This window comes from Bradyrhizobium ivorense, from assembly GCF_900696085.1.
Classification (GTDB): domain Bacteria; phylum Pseudomonadota; class Alphaproteobacteria; order Rhizobiales; family Xanthobacteraceae; genus Bradyrhizobium; species Bradyrhizobium ivorense.
Window position 1 is genome coordinate 22487 of the sequence record NZ_CAADFC020000036.1, and the last position, 15619, is coordinate 38105.

Genomic DNA, 15619 nt, shown 5'->3' on the forward strand with positions numbered 1-15619 from the left:
CCTTCTATGGTCTCTCGGATCAGACGGCGGTCACGCCGCCATCGACCGCAATGGTCTGGCCGGTGATGAATGCACAGGCATCGGAGGCGAGCAGCGCGGCGACGCCCTTGAGGTCCTCGGGGCCACCCTCGCGATTCATCGGGGCCATATGCGCGGTCGCGCTCTGGTCGAGCTGCGCGGTCATCTTGGTCGGGAAATAGCCCGGCGCGATCGCGTTGACGTTGATGCCGAGCGGTGCCCATTCATTGGCAAGCGTGCGGGTCAGGTTGACGACCGCGCCTTTGCTTGCGTTGTAGGCCAGCGTCGGGGTGCCTTCCGGATAGCAGCCGGTGAGCCCCTGGATCGACGCAATGTTGATCACCTTGCCGCTCCGGCGCGGCACCATGCAGCGGCGGCCGACCTCCTGGCTGGCGATGAAGATCGCAGTCACATTCAGGTTGATCACCTTGTTCCAGCCGTCGAGCGTATGCTCGATCGTGGCGGCACCCCAGGACGTACCGGCATTGTTGACGAGGATGTCGATCGGGCCCAGCGCAGCTACGACCTGCTCGATCATCGGCGGGACCGTCTGCAGCCTGCCCATGTCGCACACCATCGGAAGCGCCTCGATGCCGAGCGCTTTGAGGTGAGCGGCCGCGGCATCAAGCTCATCCCGCTTGCGCGCGGTGATCGCGACCTTGGCGCCGAGTTCGCCCAGCACCTCGGCGATCTGAAGACCGAGACCTCGCGATCCGCCCGTGACGAGCGCGACGCGACCCGTCAAGTCCTGCAACTTGGCCAGACTCATGGCTTTCCCCCGATGGCTTACGCCTCCCGCGCAGCACTACTTCGGCTGCAACAGCTTCTGAAGGTTCGCGAGGTTCTCCTGCATGCGCTCCTGCATGACGTTCCAGGCGTTGTTGCGGGCCTGCGATTCCAGCTGTGACAGCTCGCGGAAATCCGCGACCGCCTTCTCGACCTGCTGTCTGGCGGTCTCCGCCTGCTTCGTCATGCCTTGACCGGCCGCGAAGTCCTTCATCGCCGCCTGCCATTGCGCGAGCGTCTCCTGCAGGATCTCGTTGCGCCGGCTGACCAGCGCCTGGACGCCTTCGAGGCCTGCCGGTTCGCCTCGACCAACGCCTCCATATCCTTGCGCTGCCACTCGACCAGTGCCGCGATATCGAACCCGGGCAGCGTGAACTTCTCGGCCATTTTCTTCAGGTCCCCGAGCCACGGCATCGCACCCGTGTCGGCTGTGTCGGATTGCCTGTCATCGGTTCCCATGGACGTCCTCCTTGCGGTACTTGGCTGGCGGCGGCGAAACGCCGTCCCGTGCACTGCGCGTCAGGCGGCCCGCCAGCGCGGCCGGAACAGGGCGGCGCTGTCATCGGCGCGATCCGGATCCGGGTACACGATGCCGCGAAGACCGCTGCGGTCGAATGGCGACCATTCATCCTCGCCGAGCGCGAGACGGTCGGCGATCGCATAGAGCACGGCCGGGTTGTGTCCGAGCCCGCAATGACTGCCTTCGACCTCGATGTTCTGCGTCTGCTCGGCATCCTGCTCGCGGCACCCCCACCACGAGACGATGCCGTCGGTGCGTGAGTAGATCGCCGTACTCGGCACCGGCGGCGGTGACTTCATGATATCCCTGTCAGGCCAGTCGTCGACCTGACGCTCGCTCAGGATCTCGTAGAGACGCCAAGCATTGCTGGCCTTGGGCTCGTTGGCGAACGGGCTGCCGAGCGTGATCACTTGGCGGACCAGATCGGGAGCGCGCCGTGCAACCTCGCGCGCAAAGACACCGCCGAGGCTCCAGCCGATCAAGCTGACCTTGCGATCGTATCGCTCCGCGAGTTCGGCCAGCCTTGCGTCCATGGCCGCCTCGACGCCGGGACGCGGTCCGCGATTGGGTCCGAGCTTCCAGCCGTGGACTGCGTAGCCTTGCGCCTTCAGATAGCCGCGCAATGGGCGCGTCGAGACATCGCTGGCGGAGAGCCCCGGCAAGACGAGGACCGGATGTCCGTCGCCGCGCGGCGCGCGGCGAAGCAGCGGATAGCTTGCGAAGAAGGCCTGCAGCTCCCAGATCCCGCGCACCTCGAGCGCGAGCAGCAATTGCGACGGCGGCGCAGAGCGGTCGACGACCGAATTCATGTCAGAATGTCCCCTCCCGGATCACACGGTGCGTCCCGCACGACCCGACATTTTATGATTGCTGCCCGGCTCCGCGAGCGGCGCCATTGCTGACCCCGATCGCGCAACCGTGCATCCTCTTGGTCTCAAAACGCTATCGAGCAGCTCAGACCCGTAAAAGGTGCAATTGGCCCGCTTGACCGGTTAGTTTGGGACAACCGCCAATGATTTTTGCCCACCTGCTGCGATGCCCGGCGCCCGGTCATCGCGGAAGTCCGACGGGCTTTTGCCGGTCCAGCGGACAAAAGCGTGGCGGAAGTTCGCCGCGTCGCTGTAGTCAAGCCGCGCGGCGATCTCGTCATTGGTCATTTGCGTGTTGCGCAAATAGCCGACCGCGAGCTGCATGCGGACCTCTGAGACGATCTGCCGGTAGGTTTTTCGCTGCAACTGCAGCCTGCGGCGGAACGTCCGTGGATGAATCGCAAGCTCCGCCGCCATTGCCTCGATACTCGGGAAGCGGCCGGGATGCTCGACGAGACGTCGCCGGATGTCGGCGGCAAGACCGTCGTCTTGCGCGCCAGGATCGAGAAGCTGATGATAGATTCGGACTGCCATCGCCCTGGTCATCTCGTCTGGGCAGACCGCTGGACGGTCGATCCAGGCTGCGTCGAATTCCAGCGCGTTCTTGCGCTGGCCGAACTCGACCGGACACTGGAAGATGCGGTCGTAGGTCCCGGCATGCGGCGGCGGCGCGTAGGCGGCGCTCAGCTTCGAGAAGCGGAATGCGCTGCCATGGACGTCGCGGCTCAGCGTCTGATAGGTCGCAAAGGCGAACTCGAGCGCGAACCGATAGACGTCATCGGCCGGGTCGCGCGAAAGCAAGGGCTCGAGCAGACAGCTCACCGTATCGCCTCTGCGGGTGAAGTCGATGTCGGCGACCGTTCCGAGGATCCGACCATACTTGGCCGCAAAGTCGATGACTCCGACCCGCGTCGGGCTGCTCAGCATGGCATAGCCGTACATACCGTAAGCCATGACATGCATTCGTTCTCCGGCGCGAAACGCGATCGCCGGATTCCGCGACAGCCGCATCGCATTGCGAAATACCGTCTCGACCTGCCGGTAGGAGACACGTACCGACGAATCCCTGAGGTCAGCACGCCTCAAATTGGTCGCGCCGAGCGCGCGCGACGCTGAGATCCCCTCCTCGGCCAGGACGTGCACCACCGCCGCGATCCGTTGCGGCGAATAGAGACATTGCAGGAGATTTGGTGACGGGTGATACACGAGCGTCCTCGTCCGCCTTCCGCGCCTGCTTCGGGTCCCGCAATCCGGTCCCCGCAAGCTGAAGTGAGGCTAGCCAGCCGGACCGGACAGCGGAAGGTTCGATTGGTCGCGTTTGCGGGTGAGTTCCGGACAAGATCGCCCAAAAGAAAGACCGCCGAGGGAGGGCGGTCCAGGTTGGGAGAACGCGATCGCGAGCGCAACCACGGTGCCGAGCTTACGCGCGCTTCGGCTGCACGAAAGGTTCGATTGAACCAATTTGGCGGTGAACTACGGACAGAGCCGGCGAAGCCCTCCTTGACATCCCGGGGGTCAAAGACCCTCGTCGCCGCGGAATTCGGATGGACTTCTCCCGGTCCAGCGCGAGAAGGCATGGCGGAAGTTGGCCGCGTCGCTGTAGCCGAGGCGGCTTGCGATCTCCTCATTGGTCATGCGCGTCTTGCGCAGATACTCGATCGCGAGCCGCATGCGCACCTCGGAAAGCAGGCTGCGATATGAGGTTCCCTCTGTCTCGAGCCTGCGCCGCAGCGCGCGGGGATAGATATCGAGCTGTTCGGCGATCGCCTCGATGCTTGGATAACGTCCCGGCTGCTCGATCAGTATCCGGCGGATATCGGCAGCAACGCCGCCGGCGCGGTTCACCTCGCCGAGAATCTCCTCGCACATCTCCCGCGCCATGGCGTGGGTTCGCGGATCCGCCAGCGCCCGTGGGCCGTCATTGCGCGCGTATTCGTATCCACAATGATGCTGATTGAACAGAATCGGGCACCCGAAGAGATCACGATACGCCGCGGCGGACGGCGGCGGCGTGTAGTCGAGCAGCACGCGCGAGAAGCCGAAACCCTGACCCGAGCGGTCCCGAATCGTCGTCAGATGCGCGGCCAGTGCGAACTCGACCGCGAAGCGATGCACACTCTCGGTCGGATTTGGCCAGTGTATGGGCTGGAAAGTCGCCACCACCGTCTCGCGATCGTATGAGAGGCCGAAATCGCAGAACGGACCGACCACGCGGATGTATCGCGCCGCGAAGTCGCGCGCCTCCGCGTGCGTTGCACTGCTCAGCAGCGCGTATCCGTACATGCCATAGGCTGTGACATGCATTCGCGCTCCCGAGCGCAGCGCGATGGCCGGGTCCGCCGCCAGCCGCAGCGCGTTGCGGATCACCGTGTCGAGCTGCCGATACGATATACGCGTCGTATGGGATTCGAGCTGGCCGATGACGAGCCCGGTGCCCTCGAGAACCTCAGATGGATCAATGCCTTGGTCACGAAGCTCGGCCGCGATGGCTGCGATCGAATGCGGCGGGAATATTCGCTGCGCGAAGCCGGGGAGCATTCGACCCGGCGATTGGCGTACGTGCGACTCTTGCCTAGTCATTGCAACGGCATGTCCCTAGCATTCCGCGCATTCCTGCTCCACGATTGACTATCATTCCAACGTAAGCCCGATCCCGTACGCGACGCAACAATCGCGGATCCGCGCGCGGCACACACCGCAATCCGCGTCCGGAAGTCACCCGGTCGGCGGTCCAATCGCACCTTTCTCCATTTGCCGAGATCGCTAGGCTCGCGATGCCTTGCTCGACAACCGGCATGCAGCCGGAGGCCCCACACGGGCCGCGGCAAGCGCCATCAAGGGGAGGAGCGGATGCGACGGGAAGACGTTCTCAAGCAGCTGACGACGCCAATCGGCGCCCCGGCATTTCCCCGCGGGCCGTTTCGTTTCAACAACCGCGAATACCTCAACATCCTGTATCGCACCGACATCGAGGCGTTGCGCGCAGTCGTTCCCGAGCCGCTGGAAATCGATGATCCGTTGGTCCGCTGGGAGATCATGCGGATGCCCGACACCTCCGGTCTCGGCGACTACACCGAATGCGGCCAGGCCGTCCAGGTGCGCTATGGCGACGAAAAGGGCGAATACCTTCACGCGATGTACCTCGACAACCTGCCGGCGCTGGCGTCGGGCCGCGAAATCAGCGGCTATCCCAAGGTGATCGGCAAGCCGAAGCTGTACGTCGATTCCGACACCCTGGTCGGCACGATGGACTACGGTAGCCTGCGCGTGGCCACCGCGACGATGGGTTACAAGCACCGCGCGTTGGATCTCGAAAAGGCAAAGGCCGAGATCTGCGTACCGACCTTCATGCTGAAGATCCTGTGGACCTATGACAGTCCGAAGCCGGCGGGCGAGCCGCGCATCTGCGAGCTGCTGCGCTCAGAGATCACCGACATCACTGTCAAGGGCGCCTGGACCGGCCCGGCCCGGCTGGAGCTGTTCGCCCATGCATTGGCCCCGATGGCCGATTTTCCGGTGCGCGAGATCGTCGCGTGCAGCCACATCATGACCGACTTGACGCTGTCCCGCGCCAAGCGCTGCCACAACTATCTCGATCAGCCGCGATAAGCGAGCACGTCGGAGGAAGCCATGCCATCATCCGCAGAACACGCCGCGGCGCTCAACCGCTATCGCAATGTGTGCGTCATCGGGGCCGGTGTCATCGGCTCCTCGTGGGCGGCGCTGTTTCTCGCGCACGGGCTCAATGTCGTGATCAACGATCCGCAGCCCGGCATCGAGGCCACGGTCAAGGACGCCCTGATCAGGATCGCGCCGACGTTGCTGAAGCTCGGCCTGCCGCATGAGGGATTGGAGCGCAACCTGCGCTTCGAGCCGGATCTCGCGCGCGCCGTGGCCGGCGTCGACCTGGTGCAGGAGAACGGCCCGGAGAAGCCCGAGTGGAAGCAGCAGCTCTGGGCACGGATCGAGGCAGCGGTGCCGAAACATGCATTGCTGCTGTCATCGAGCTCGGCGCGGCCGGCCACCGAGCAGGCAAAAGAGATGAGGGATGCAAGCCGGCTGCTCGTCGGCCATCCCTTCAACCCGCCGCATTTGATCCCGCTCGTCGAGGTCGTTCCCGGCGAACGCACCGATGCAGAGGCCACCGCGGACGCCGTGGCGTTCTACGAGGCGCTCGGCAAGGTCCCACGCGTGCTCAAGAAGGAGATCCAGGGCTTTGTCGCCAACCGGCTGCAGCGCGCGATCATGCGCGAGGCCTGCTTTCTCGTGCAGGAAGGCGTCGTTACGGTCGATGAGCTGGACGACATCGTTACCAGCTCGATCGGGTTACGTTGGGCGGTGAACGGGCCGTTCAGCTCGTTCCACATGGGCGGCGGACCGAACGGGCTCGAACCGTTCTTTCAGCATCTCGGAAAGAACATGGCCGCGTCGTTCAAGGTGATTCCGCAGGTCGATCTCGACGAGGCGCTTCAGCGCAGGATTATCGACCAGGCCGCGGCATCCTTCGGCAAGACGCCGATCCCGCGGATGGAGCGCGACCGCGACGACACGCAGGTGGCGCTGCTGCACGTGCTAGCGGCACGCAACGGCAGGAACGGCGCATAACTGGCTTGCCCGCTGGGCTGCGCGCACGCGCAGACAGGGGCGGTCGCCACGTTTTGGAATAGGAGATTTGGCCGACGGACAATAGCTGATCCCCGGCACCAAGCGGAGACGGACTCACATGAGCATCTTCGAAGGTTTGAAGGTCATCGACTGCGGCAGCTTCATCGCCGCGCCAACCGCCGCGACCCTGTTGGGCGACTTCGGCGCCGACGTGATCAAGATCGAGCCGCCCGGCGCAGGCGACGCGTTCCGTCAGGTGCCGAAGCTGCCGGGCATGCCGAGATCCGACCAGCCCTATGGCTGGCTGCTCGACAACCGCAACAAGCGCGGCCTTGCGCTCGACCTGTCGAAGCCCGGGGGCCAGGCTGTGCTGCATCGTCTCGCCTCCACCGCCGACGTCTTCATTACAAACTATCCGCTCGCGGTCCGCAGGAAGCTCGCGATCAGCTACGAGCGGCTTGCGGCAGCGAATGACCGGCTGATCTACGCCTCCTTCACCGGCTATGGCGAAACCGGCGACGAGGCGGGCAAGCCGGGCTTCGATGTCACGGCCTACTGGGCGCGCTCAGGCCTGATGGACATGGTGCGGAGCGACGCCAGCACGCCACCGGCGCGGGCGCTCGCCGGCATGGGCGATCACCCGTCGGGCGTTTCGCTGTTCGCGGCCGTCGCCGTGGCGCTGTATCAGCGCGAGCGCACGGGACGCGGCACCCAGGTCGGCTCCTCGCTGCTCGCCAACGGCGTCTGGTCGAACGGCATCATGGCGCAAGCGGCATTGTGCGGGGCGACGTTCACGCCGCGGCCGCCCCGCGAGAATCTGTTCAATGCGCTCGGCTGCTATTACCGCTGCCGCGACGGCCGCTGGCTGCTGCTTGCGATCGTCAACGAGCAGCGCGACTTTCCAACCGTGGCGAAGTGCCTCGACCTCGACGACCTGCTCACTGATCCGCGCTTTGCCAAGCAAGCCGATCGCTTTGCTCGGTCCGCGGAACTGATCGCCTTGTTCGACGCGGCATTCGCGACGCGTGACCGAGACGAATGGCGAGCGCGCCTCGATGAAGCAGGCATCGTCTTCGAATGCGTTGCTGAGATGAGCGACCTGGCCGCCGATCGGCAAATGCTGTCGGCCGGCGTGCTGGTGCCGTTCGAGAACGACGAGATGCTGACCATCGACAGCCCATTCTTTGTCGACGGTGCGACCAAGGTGAAGCCGCGCAAGGCGCCCGCGGTCGGTGAGCACAGCACGCAGATCTTGCGCGAGGCCGGCTACGATGACGCGGCCATCGCCGGGATGCGCGAAAGCAAGATCCTGGCATGATCCGCTGACCGCGAGACGGCGCCTGCCGCCCTCATCGCGCGCGCGAAAAGGCCGCGCCCTCGGGTGAGAGGCGCGGCCAGTCTCGAGGCGCCCGAACCGGGGGGCACCACAGCGGCGGTGCGGCGCAGCTGAGGTTCGGAGGACGCCCCCGAGCAGAAGCGATCAGCGCCCGACACGCTTCCGACTCCCTGACGAGCCATCGCATTTGCCGTCGATGGCCAATCTATGCATGCAGTGCGACCACGAGGAGGTTCGACGAGGCCGGTTCGGAGGTGACTTATGGACAGCGTGGACTAGCGAGCGGTCACATGTAGCGCTGTGCCGCCCGCACGGACGTCACACCGGCGAAGAGACCCGGAAATCGGACGGGCTCTTGCCGGTCCAGCGGATGAAGGCATGCCGGAAGTTGGCGGCGTCGCTATAGCCCAGCCGGTTCGCGATCTCCTCGTTGGTCATCGCGGTCTTGCGCAGATATTCGATCGCAAGCCGCGTCCGCACCTCGGCGAGCAATTCACGATACGATGTATCTTCCGCTTCGAGCCTCCGCCGCAGGGCACGCGGATGCATCGACAGCCGCTCGGCGATCGCCTCGATGTTCGGATACCTGCCGGGTTGCTCGATCAGGATCCGCCGGACATCGGCAGCGATTCCGCCCGCATGATTGACCTCGGACAGCATCTGCTCGCACATTTCGCGCGCCATTCCGTGGGTCCGCGAATCCGCCAACGCCACCGGACCGTCGGCCTGAGACAGCTGGTACCTGTACTCGTTGCCGCGCTGGCGAAACAGGACCGGGCAGTCGAAGATCATCTGGTAGGCGCCGGCATGCGCCGGTTCGCCATAGGCAAGCGAAATCTGCGAGAAGCGGAACGACTCGCCCGCCAGGTCCTTCATCGTCGTCAAATGCGACGACAGCGCGAACTCGGCCGCGAAGCGATGCACGTCCTGCGTCGGATTCGGCCAATGCAACGGCTCGAACGCACAGACGACCGCCGCGCCATCATACGAGTATTTCGCATCGCACAGCGGACCAACGACCCGAAGGTATCGATTGGCGAAGGCGCGCGCATCGTCATAGGTCGCGCTGCTCAGCAAAGCATATCCATACATTCCGTGCGCGGTCACGCGCATGCGCTGTCCGGCGCGGAGGGCAACCGTCGGTTCGTTCGACAGCCGCAATGCATTGCGAACCACGATGTCGATCTGCCGGTACGAGATGCGCGTGGTGTGAGCTTCGAGCTGATCCTCGGTCAAGCCGGTGCCCGCCAGCGCCACGGACGATCGAACCTGTTGCCTGCCGAGCTCGGCGATAATGGCAGCAATCAACTGCGCCGAATAAACATGCTGGTCGAAATCCGGCGGCAATTGGCATTCCGGCACGGCGCCTCGCAGGCGCCTTCCAGCGCTCATGGTCGTCTTCCTCCTAGGACCTAAGTCTTGCTCAAATCGAAATCATTCGCAATGCCGGCAGCAGCTGACCGGCTTCCCCTATCCCCAGCCTTGGGACAGCGCGCGCGGATCGTATCCAATCATGCCGAGTTCGTTATCGAGGTAATTCATCGGCACCGCCGTGTTTCAGCATTCCACGACGTTCACCGCGAGCCCGCCCAGCGAGGTCTCCTTGTATTTGGACTTCATGTCCTCGCCAGTCTGCAGCATCGTCTTGATGACGGCATCAAGCGATACATAGTGCTTGCCGTCACCACGCAACGCCATTCGAGCGGCGTTGATGGCCTTGACGGCGCCCATCGCATTGCGCTCGATGCAAGGGATCTGCACCAATCCACCAACCGGATCGCAAGTGAGTCCGAGATTGTGCTCCATCCCGATCTCGGCAGCGTTCTCGACCTGGGCCGGCGCACCGCCGAGCACGGCCGTCAGGCCGCCTGCGGCCATCGAGCAGGCGACGCCGACCTCGCCCTGACAGCCAACTTCCGCGCCGGAGATCGAGGCATTCGCCTTGTAGAGCATGCCGATCGCAGCCGCGGTGAGAAGGAACGTCACGACGCCGTCGTCGGTCGCGCCCGGACAGAACTTGACGTAGTAGTGCAGTACGGCAGGGATCACGCCGGCGGCGCCGTTGGTCGGCGCAGTCACGATCCGTCCGCGCGCTGCATTCTCCTCATTCACCGCCATCGCGAAGGCGTTGACCCAGTCCATCGCCGCCAGCGGATCGACGCTCTCGGTGTCGCTGTTGCGGGCCGACAGTTCGCGGTAGAGCGCCGGTGCGCGACGGCGAATGCCCAGCGGCCCGGGTAACGGCTCGGCCGCGCCGGCATTGTCGATTCCGAAGCCGCGATCAACGCATTGCTTCATCGTCTCCCAGATCTTCAGGAGGCCGGCGCGGATGTCCGCGTCGGTGCGATGTACGCATTCATTTGCGAGCACCACGTCGGCGATCGAGCGGCCGCTCGACTCGGCGCGTGCAACCAGCTCGGCGCCGGTGCCGAACGGATACGGCCAGACCGGGAGCTCGGCGCCTACGCCGCCAGCCGCGTCGCCAAGGCCACGCTCGATCACGAATCCGCCGCCGATCGAGAAGTAATAGCGTTCTGCCAACAGACTGCCGTCGGCCGCGAACGCCACGAGGCGGATTCCATTAGGATGTTCCGGCAATGCGCTGTCGGGCTTAAACACGATATCGCGCCCGCGCCGGAACGGGATCGGATGAACATTGAGCAGCCGCAGCTCGCCGGAGCGCCGGATGTCCGCAAGCTGGGGCGCCACTTGGGCCGGATCGACCGTATCGGGCTTTTCGCCGAGCAGGCCGAGGATCACGCCAAGATCGGTCGCATGCCCTCGTCCGGTCGCGCCCAACGAGCCATAGAGATCGGCGCGAACCTGCACCGTTCTGCAAAGCAGGCCATCGCGCTCGAGCGCGATGACGAATTGCCCGGCCGCGCGCATCGGCCCCACCGTGTGCGAACTCGAGGGGCCGATGCCGATCTTGAAAATGTCGAAGACCGAAAGCATCAGGCAGCAGGCAGTTGTTGCTTGACGAGCTCGACCCAATAGGCGGCGCCGAGCGGCAGGATTGCGTCGTTGAAATCGTAATATGGATTGTGCAACGGCGGATCATTGGCGGTCTCGCCCGCGCCGATGCAGATGTAAGCGCCCGGGCGCTCTTGCAGCATGAACGCAAAGTCCTCCGATCCCATCGCCGGCTTGATGTCGGTTTGGACCTGTTCGACGCCGACGAGGTTTGCGGCGGCCGACGCCGCGGCATGCGTTTCGGCGGGCGTGTTGATCACTCCCGGATAACCTCGCATGTAGCTCAGATCGATCTCCGCGCCATGAGTTTGCGCCACGCCGGCGCAGACCTGCTTCATGGCACCCTCGACCAGATCCTGTATCTCGGCGTCCAGCGTTCTGACCGTGCCGCGCAGTGTAACGGTTTCGGGCACCACGTTCCAGGTGTCGCCGCCGTGGATCTGGGTGACACTCACGACAGCAGCGTCCATTGCGCCGATGCGGCGGCTCACGATGCCTTGTAGAGCGGAGACGAGATCGGCCGACACCAGGATCGGGTCGATGCCCTTCTCCGGCGTCGCGGCATGACAACCGCTCCCGGTCACCACGATCTCAAAGGTATCGAGAAAGGCCGTCGCAATGCCGGTCCGGATCGCGAATTTCCCGCGCGGGATATTCGGAATGTTGTGCATCCCGTAAACCGCATCTGCCGGAAACATCTTGAACAACCCCTCCTCGACCATCTTCTTGCCGCCGCCTTCATTCTCCTCGGCGGGCTGGAAAACGAAGTGGACGGTGCCGCGGAACGGCCGGTGACGGGCGAGCTGCACGGCAGCGCCAAGCAGCATTGTGGTGTGGCCGTCGTGGCCACAGCCGTGCATCTTGCCAGCATGTGTTGATTTGTGGGCGCGGTCGCCCAGCTCCCGGAGATCAAGCGCATCCATGTCGGCGCGCAGCGCGATCGTCGGGCCTTCGCCATTCTTCAGCGTTCCGACCACGCCGGTTCCGCCGAGCCCGCGATGGACCGGGATCTGCATCTCCATCAGCGCATCGGCCACGAGCTGGGCGGTGCGGTACTCCTGGAACGCGGTTTCCGGGTTGGCATGGATGTCATGACGCCAATCCAGCATCCGGGCACAGATATCGTCGGCGATTCCATATTCCTTTGACATGGGTGGGTTCACCTGTCCGTTGGCTAGCGATGGAAGAATTCGGCGATCAATGTCGCACCGAGGAACGTGCCCGCGGCCGCCGTCAGCGAGACCACCACGATACGCCAGCTCAGCCTCCTGAAGATCGGAAGATCCTTGGCGACCGAGAAGCCGGCGAGCGTCAGCACGGGCGTCGTGAAAGCGAGGAAGTTCAGCTTGTCGACCGAGCCGATCATCGCGTTGGAGAACGGCAGCAGGCCGGGAATGCCGAGCACGGTGGTGACCACGACCAGGATAATGATGTGCGGCACTTTCGGCAGCAGACGGGCAAGGACGTCGACCAGCAGCACGACCGCGAGCATGACCAGGAGACCCGCCCCCGATTCCAGCAGCGGAACCTTGTAGGTGAGCGAATTGCCGATCAGGACGCCGCTCGCGACGGTGATCCAGGCCAGCAGCGAGTCCGAGAAGCCGAACGTACCGTGCTTTGTCTCGCCGGCGCTGACGATCGAGGGGCCGAGATCTCCCGACGTGAAGTTCGAGAACCGGCCCAGCACGGGCTCCAGCCTGTCATACAGCCAGGAGCACACCGGCAGCGAGAAGAACAGGGCGAAATAGAAGCCGAGGACGGCGGTCATCAGGTTCGCCGCCGAGGCGATCGCAATCAGCTCCTTCGCCATCTCGGGCGGATTGTGGCCATTGATGGTGCCGATCGCGGCCGCCATCATGCTGCCCGAGCCGACGCCCGCACCCATCGCGAGCGACCGCGGATCGAAGATGTGCAGGCTTGCCACAAAACCGGCCAACAGCGCAATGAACAGAGCGCCGAGCACGGTGCCGGTGATGTATTCAGCCAGCACGCCACGCCCTTCGGCGGAGTTCATGCCGTATTTCTCGCCGATGATCACCATGTTGCCTTCACGGCCGATCGAGAACGTCGCGCCGACCGCTTCGCGCTTGACGCCGAGCAGGAGCGCAATCGGCAGGCCGAGGACGAGCGTGCCGAAGGTGTGCCCGAGCTCCTGGAAGATCAACGCCCAGCCGGCCTTCTGCACCTCCGGCAGCGCGCCGCCGACCGTGAATGCCATCTTGATCACGAACAGCAGCAGGCCCGCGTTGAGCAGTTGTCCCGCATAGGTCTGCAGGCTCGGCCCGATCCGCGCGGCGGTAGGTAGATAACGCGCTGAGAGGCCCCATGCGGCCGCAATCAGCAGCGCCCACACCATCGGTTGAAGCAGCACCTTGCCCGGTCCGATCTGGAACTGAACGATCCCGACCATCTCGGCGACGGCAACGATGATCAGAACGGCAACGAACAGCGTGAGCTTGCCGGTGCTTGCGGGATTGACCGCCGGCGCGGCCAGGTCTGCGGAAGGCGAAGAGGTCGACGTCATGATGCTGGACACCTCCGGAAAATGATTGCGAGGCAATGCGGTGAACAGTGAACCAACTTGCCCGCGCAGCATCGGAGAGAAAGCAACTTGCATCAATGATCGTGTCGTCCAGTTTTTGTTGCATTTTTTGCAACACCGGCGGGACGAAGATCCAGCCCGCGAAAGCCGGCATGACCGCAACCGTTGCCGTCATGGATGCAAACGGTGCGAGGACGGCGAAGCCATTCCTCGGCGAGTTCCCGTGCTACTCGATCGCACCGGGCGCCCCGCCCGGTTCGAGCTTCTGTACGTCCGCCACATTGACGCCAAGCACGACGATGTCGTGCGTCTTGCCCTGAAGGTCTTTCACCTGATCGCGCAACAGCGCCTCGGCTCGGAAGCCGAGTGCCTCGAAGATCGTGATCGCGCGGGTCTGGTCCGACGTCATCTGCACGGTCAGGCGTTCCAGACCCATCGACAACGCGAGGTCAAAGGTCTCATTGGAAAGTGCCCGTCCGATGCCGGTGCCGCGCACATGCGAGGAGATCACGGTCCTGATCTCGCCGACATGGGCCGACCACGACACGGGATCCCGCACGATTGTGCCGCACCCCACCACAATGTCGTCCTTGACCACCAGCAGGCTGACGATCGAGCCGCGCTCGATCTCCTTGATCCATGCCGATAGCACCTTCGGCTCACGGATATTCCGCGGCAGGAAAAGCATGTCGTGCACGGCAAGCGCGTTGGCAAATTTCCCGACGGCAGCCTCGTCGGCAGGTCCCATCAACCGAAACTCGGCGTCCCCGCTCTCGAAGTTGACGCGACGCGGATAGGATCGCATCTTGATGTTCCTCATGCAGATCACTCGCTCAATCGAAATCCAGACTTCGCCGCAACCAATTTGCGGGCTCTGCGGCGTTCTTCCAGCAGTCCTGCACGCGGGAGCCAGATCAAAGCAAGCCGAGCGCACCGATGTCCGAATATAACTCCTGAGACGGCCTGTTTGCACCTTTCCGAACGACGATGAGCACAAGAGCCTGTTGCCAATGGCCAATACAAACGCTTCCAGGGACAGCCACGAACGCCCGCTTCACGAGATGCTCCGCAGCCATGCCCGCGAGCGGCCGGAAAAGGCGGCCTGCATCTGGTATGGCCGTGCCATCACGTTCCTGGAGCTCGATCGCGCGAGTGATGCATTCGCGGCGCGCCTGCAGCAGCTCGGCGTCGCCAATGGCGAGCCGGTCGCACTGTTCATGAACAACTGTCCGCAATACCTGATGGCGCAATACGGCATCCAGAAGATCGGCGCCATTGCCTCGCCCTGCGGGGCGCTGAACAAGGAGCACGAGCTCGCCTATCAGCTCGACGATCTCGGCGCGCGCGTGATCGTCGCGGCCGAACCGCTCTTGCCGGTCGTGGCTCAGGTCCGTGACAAGACCAAGCTCGAGCATGTCTTCGTGGTCCGCTACCCGGACCTGCTGCCCGAGCGGCCGCCGATCGGCGTTCCCGACGAGCTGTTCGCATCCGCCTCCAGGCCGGCCGGTATGGCCGGCGAGATCGAGGACTTCCTCGCCGTCACCGCAAGCGGTGCGTCGCCCCGCGATGTCGCGATCGACATGCAGCACGTCCTCGGCGCCGATCCCGTTGCAGGTCACGGTCGCGGCCGTCTTGAAGATGACGTTGCGATAGGACAGCATCGCCCCCTTGGGCCGACCCGTGCTGCCCGACGTGTAGATCATCAGCGCCGTATCGTTCATGTCGATCGCGACATCGCGGGGCGACGCACCGCTTGCGGTGACGGCGAGGAAGTCCTCGATCTCGCCGGCCATACCGGCCGGCCTGGAGGCGGATGCGAACAGCTCGTCGGGAACGCCGATCGGCGGCCGCTCGGGCAGCAGGTCCGGGTAGCGGACCACGAAGACATGCTCGAGCTTGGTCTTGTCACGGACCTGAGCCACGACCGGCAAGAGCGGTTCGGCCGCGACGATCACGCGCGCGCCGAGATC

At 64.3% G+C, this 15619-nt stretch carries 13 protein-coding genes and 2 pseudogenes; 4 read left to right on the plus strand and 11 right to left on the minus strand.

Annotation, left to right across the window (positions count from 1 at the left end):
- Positions 1 to 19 precede the first annotated feature (19 nt).
- The 5 genes from CI41S_RS42120 to CI41S_RS42140 form a co-directional block, all read right to left on the minus strand.
- Positions 20 to 787: an SDR family oxidoreductase gene (locus tag CI41S_RS42120; RefSeq protein ID WP_139864847.1), complete on the minus strand. Its 768-nt coding sequence runs from the start codon at positions 785 to 787 to the stop codon at positions 20 to 22.
- 36 nt (positions 788 to 823) lie between these two features.
- Positions 824 to 1141 (minus strand): TIGR01841 family phasin, encoded by a 318-nt coding sequence (phaP, locus tag CI41S_RS42125; protein ID WP_244626864.1) that lies wholly within the window; start codon positions 1139 to 1141, stop codon positions 824 to 826.
- 182 nt (positions 1142 to 1323) lie between these two features.
- A complete protein-coding gene (locus CI41S_RS42130; protein WP_139864848.1) occupies positions 1324 to 2133 on the minus strand; it encodes an esterase/lipase family protein in 810 nt (269 codons plus the stop codon).
- Positions 2134 to 2316: 183 nt separating this feature from the next.
- Entirely contained in the window at positions 2317 to 3399 is a 1083-nt protein-coding gene (locus tag CI41S_RS42135; RefSeq protein ID WP_244626865.1) for an AraC family transcriptional regulator, read from the minus strand.
- Positions 3400 to 3708: 309 nt separating this feature from the next.
- Positions 3709 to 4731: an AraC family transcriptional regulator gene (locus CI41S_RS42140; protein ID WP_244626866.1), complete on the minus strand. Its 1023-nt coding sequence runs from the start codon at positions 4729 to 4731 to the stop codon at positions 3709 to 3711.
- 312 nt (positions 4732 to 5043) lie between these two features.
- On the opposite strand from CI41S_RS42140, the gene CI41S_RS42145 reads away from it, so the two are divergent.
- From CI41S_RS42145 to CI41S_RS42155, 3 genes are all read left to right on the plus strand, one after another.
- Positions 5044 to 5802, plus strand: coding sequence for an acetoacetate decarboxylase (locus CI41S_RS42145; RefSeq protein WP_050400709.1), 759 nt, complete (start codon positions 5044 to 5046; stop codon positions 5800 to 5802).
- Between the two features lie 21 nt (positions 5803 to 5823).
- A complete protein-coding gene (locus CI41S_RS42150) occupies positions 5824 to 6798 on the plus strand; it encodes a 3-hydroxyacyl-CoA dehydrogenase NAD-binding domain-containing protein (protein WP_139864849.1) in 975 nt (324 codons plus the stop codon).
- 118 nt (positions 6799 to 6916) lie between these two features.
- Positions 6917 to 8116, plus strand: coding sequence for a CaiB/BaiF CoA transferase family protein (locus tag CI41S_RS42155; RefSeq protein ID WP_139864850.1), 1200 nt, complete (start codon positions 6917 to 6919; stop codon positions 8114 to 8116).
- Between the two features lie 336 nt (positions 8117 to 8452).
- On the opposite strand, the gene CI41S_RS42160 is transcribed toward CI41S_RS42155, so the two are convergent.
- The 5 genes from CI41S_RS42160 to CI41S_RS42180 form a co-directional block, all read right to left on the minus strand.
- Positions 8453 to 9526, minus strand: coding sequence for an AraC family transcriptional regulator (locus tag CI41S_RS42160; RefSeq protein WP_139864851.1), 1074 nt, complete (start codon positions 9524 to 9526; stop codon positions 8453 to 8455).
- Positions 9527 to 9691: 165 nt separating this feature from the next.
- Complete coding sequence (locus tag CI41S_RS42165) at positions 9692 to 11092, minus strand: L-serine ammonia-lyase (RefSeq protein ID WP_172628411.1); 1401 nt, start codon at positions 11090 to 11092, stop codon at positions 9692 to 9694.
- On the minus strand, positions 11089 to 12258 hold the full coding sequence (locus CI41S_RS42170) for a M20 aminoacylase family protein (protein WP_139864853.1): 1170 nt from the start codon (positions 12256 to 12258) through the stop codon (positions 11089 to 11091). The genes CI41S_RS42165 and CI41S_RS42170 overlap by 4 nt, the downstream gene beginning before the upstream one ends.
- 23 nt (positions 12259 to 12281) lie before the next feature.
- Positions 12282 to 13631 (minus strand): DUF3100 domain-containing protein, encoded by a 1350-nt coding sequence (locus CI41S_RS42175; RefSeq protein ID WP_139864854.1) that lies wholly within the window; start codon positions 13629 to 13631, stop codon positions 12282 to 12284.
- Between the two features lie 244 nt (positions 13632 to 13875).
- Positions 13876 to 14469 carry a GNAT family N-acetyltransferase gene (locus tag CI41S_RS42180; RefSeq protein WP_139864855.1) on the minus strand — a complete coding sequence of 198 codons (594 nt, stop codon included), beginning with the start codon at positions 14467 to 14469 and terminating at the stop codon, positions 13876 to 13878.
- Positions 14470 to 14710: 241 nt separating this feature from the next.
- Here CI41S_RS42180 and CI41S_RS45460 point away from each other — a divergent pair.
- A pseudogene (locus tag CI41S_RS45460) lies at positions 14711 to 15040 on the plus strand (AMP-binding protein); the annotation flags it as partial.
- Positions 15041 to 15295: 255 nt separating this feature from the next.
- Here CI41S_RS45460 and CI41S_RS45465 read toward each other — a convergent pair.
- Positions 15296 to 15604 (minus strand): annotated as a pseudogene (locus tag CI41S_RS45465) (AMP-binding protein); the annotation flags it as partial.
- Between the last annotated feature and the right edge of the window lie 15 nt (positions 15605 to 15619).

Bases quoted from the DNA above. Each gene is read 5' to 3' on its own strand.
- CI41S_RS42120 (WP_139864847.1), bottom strand. From the start codon at position 787: ATGAGTCTGGCCAAGTTGCAGGACTTGACGGGTCGCGTCGCGCTCGTC.
- CI41S_RS42130 (WP_139864848.1), bottom strand. From the start codon at position 2,133: ATGAATTCGGTCGTCGACCGCTCTGCGCCGCCGTCGCAATTGCTGCTC.
- CI41S_RS42140 (WP_244626866.1), bottom strand. From the start codon at position 4,731: ATGCTCCCCGGCTTCGCGCAGCGAATATTCCCGCCGCATTCGATCGCA.
- CI41S_RS42145 (WP_050400709.1), top strand. From the start codon at position 5,044: ATGCGACGGGAAGACGTTCTCAAGCAGCTGACGACGCCAATCGGCGCC.
- CI41S_RS42150 (WP_139864849.1), top strand. From the start codon at position 5,824: ATGCCATCATCCGCAGAACACGCCGCGGCGCTCAACCGCTATCGCAAT.
- CI41S_RS42155 (WP_139864850.1), top strand. From the start codon at position 6,917: ATGAGCATCTTCGAAGGTTTGAAGGTCATCGACTGCGGCAGCTTCATC.
- CI41S_RS42160 (WP_139864851.1), bottom strand. From the start codon at position 9,526: ATGAGCGCTGGAAGGCGCCTGCGAGGCGCCGTGCCGGAATGCCAATTG.
- CI41S_RS42170 (WP_139864853.1), bottom strand. From the start codon at position 12,258: ATGTCAAAGGAATATGGAATCGCCGACGATATCTGTGCCCGGATGCTG.
- CI41S_RS42175 (WP_139864854.1), bottom strand. From the start codon at position 13,631: ATGACGTCGACCTCTTCGCCTTCCGCAGACCTGGCCGCGCCGGCGGTC.
- CI41S_RS42180 (WP_139864855.1), bottom strand. From the start codon at position 14,469: ATGAGGAACATCAAGATGCGATCCTATCCGCGTCGCGTCAACTTCGAG.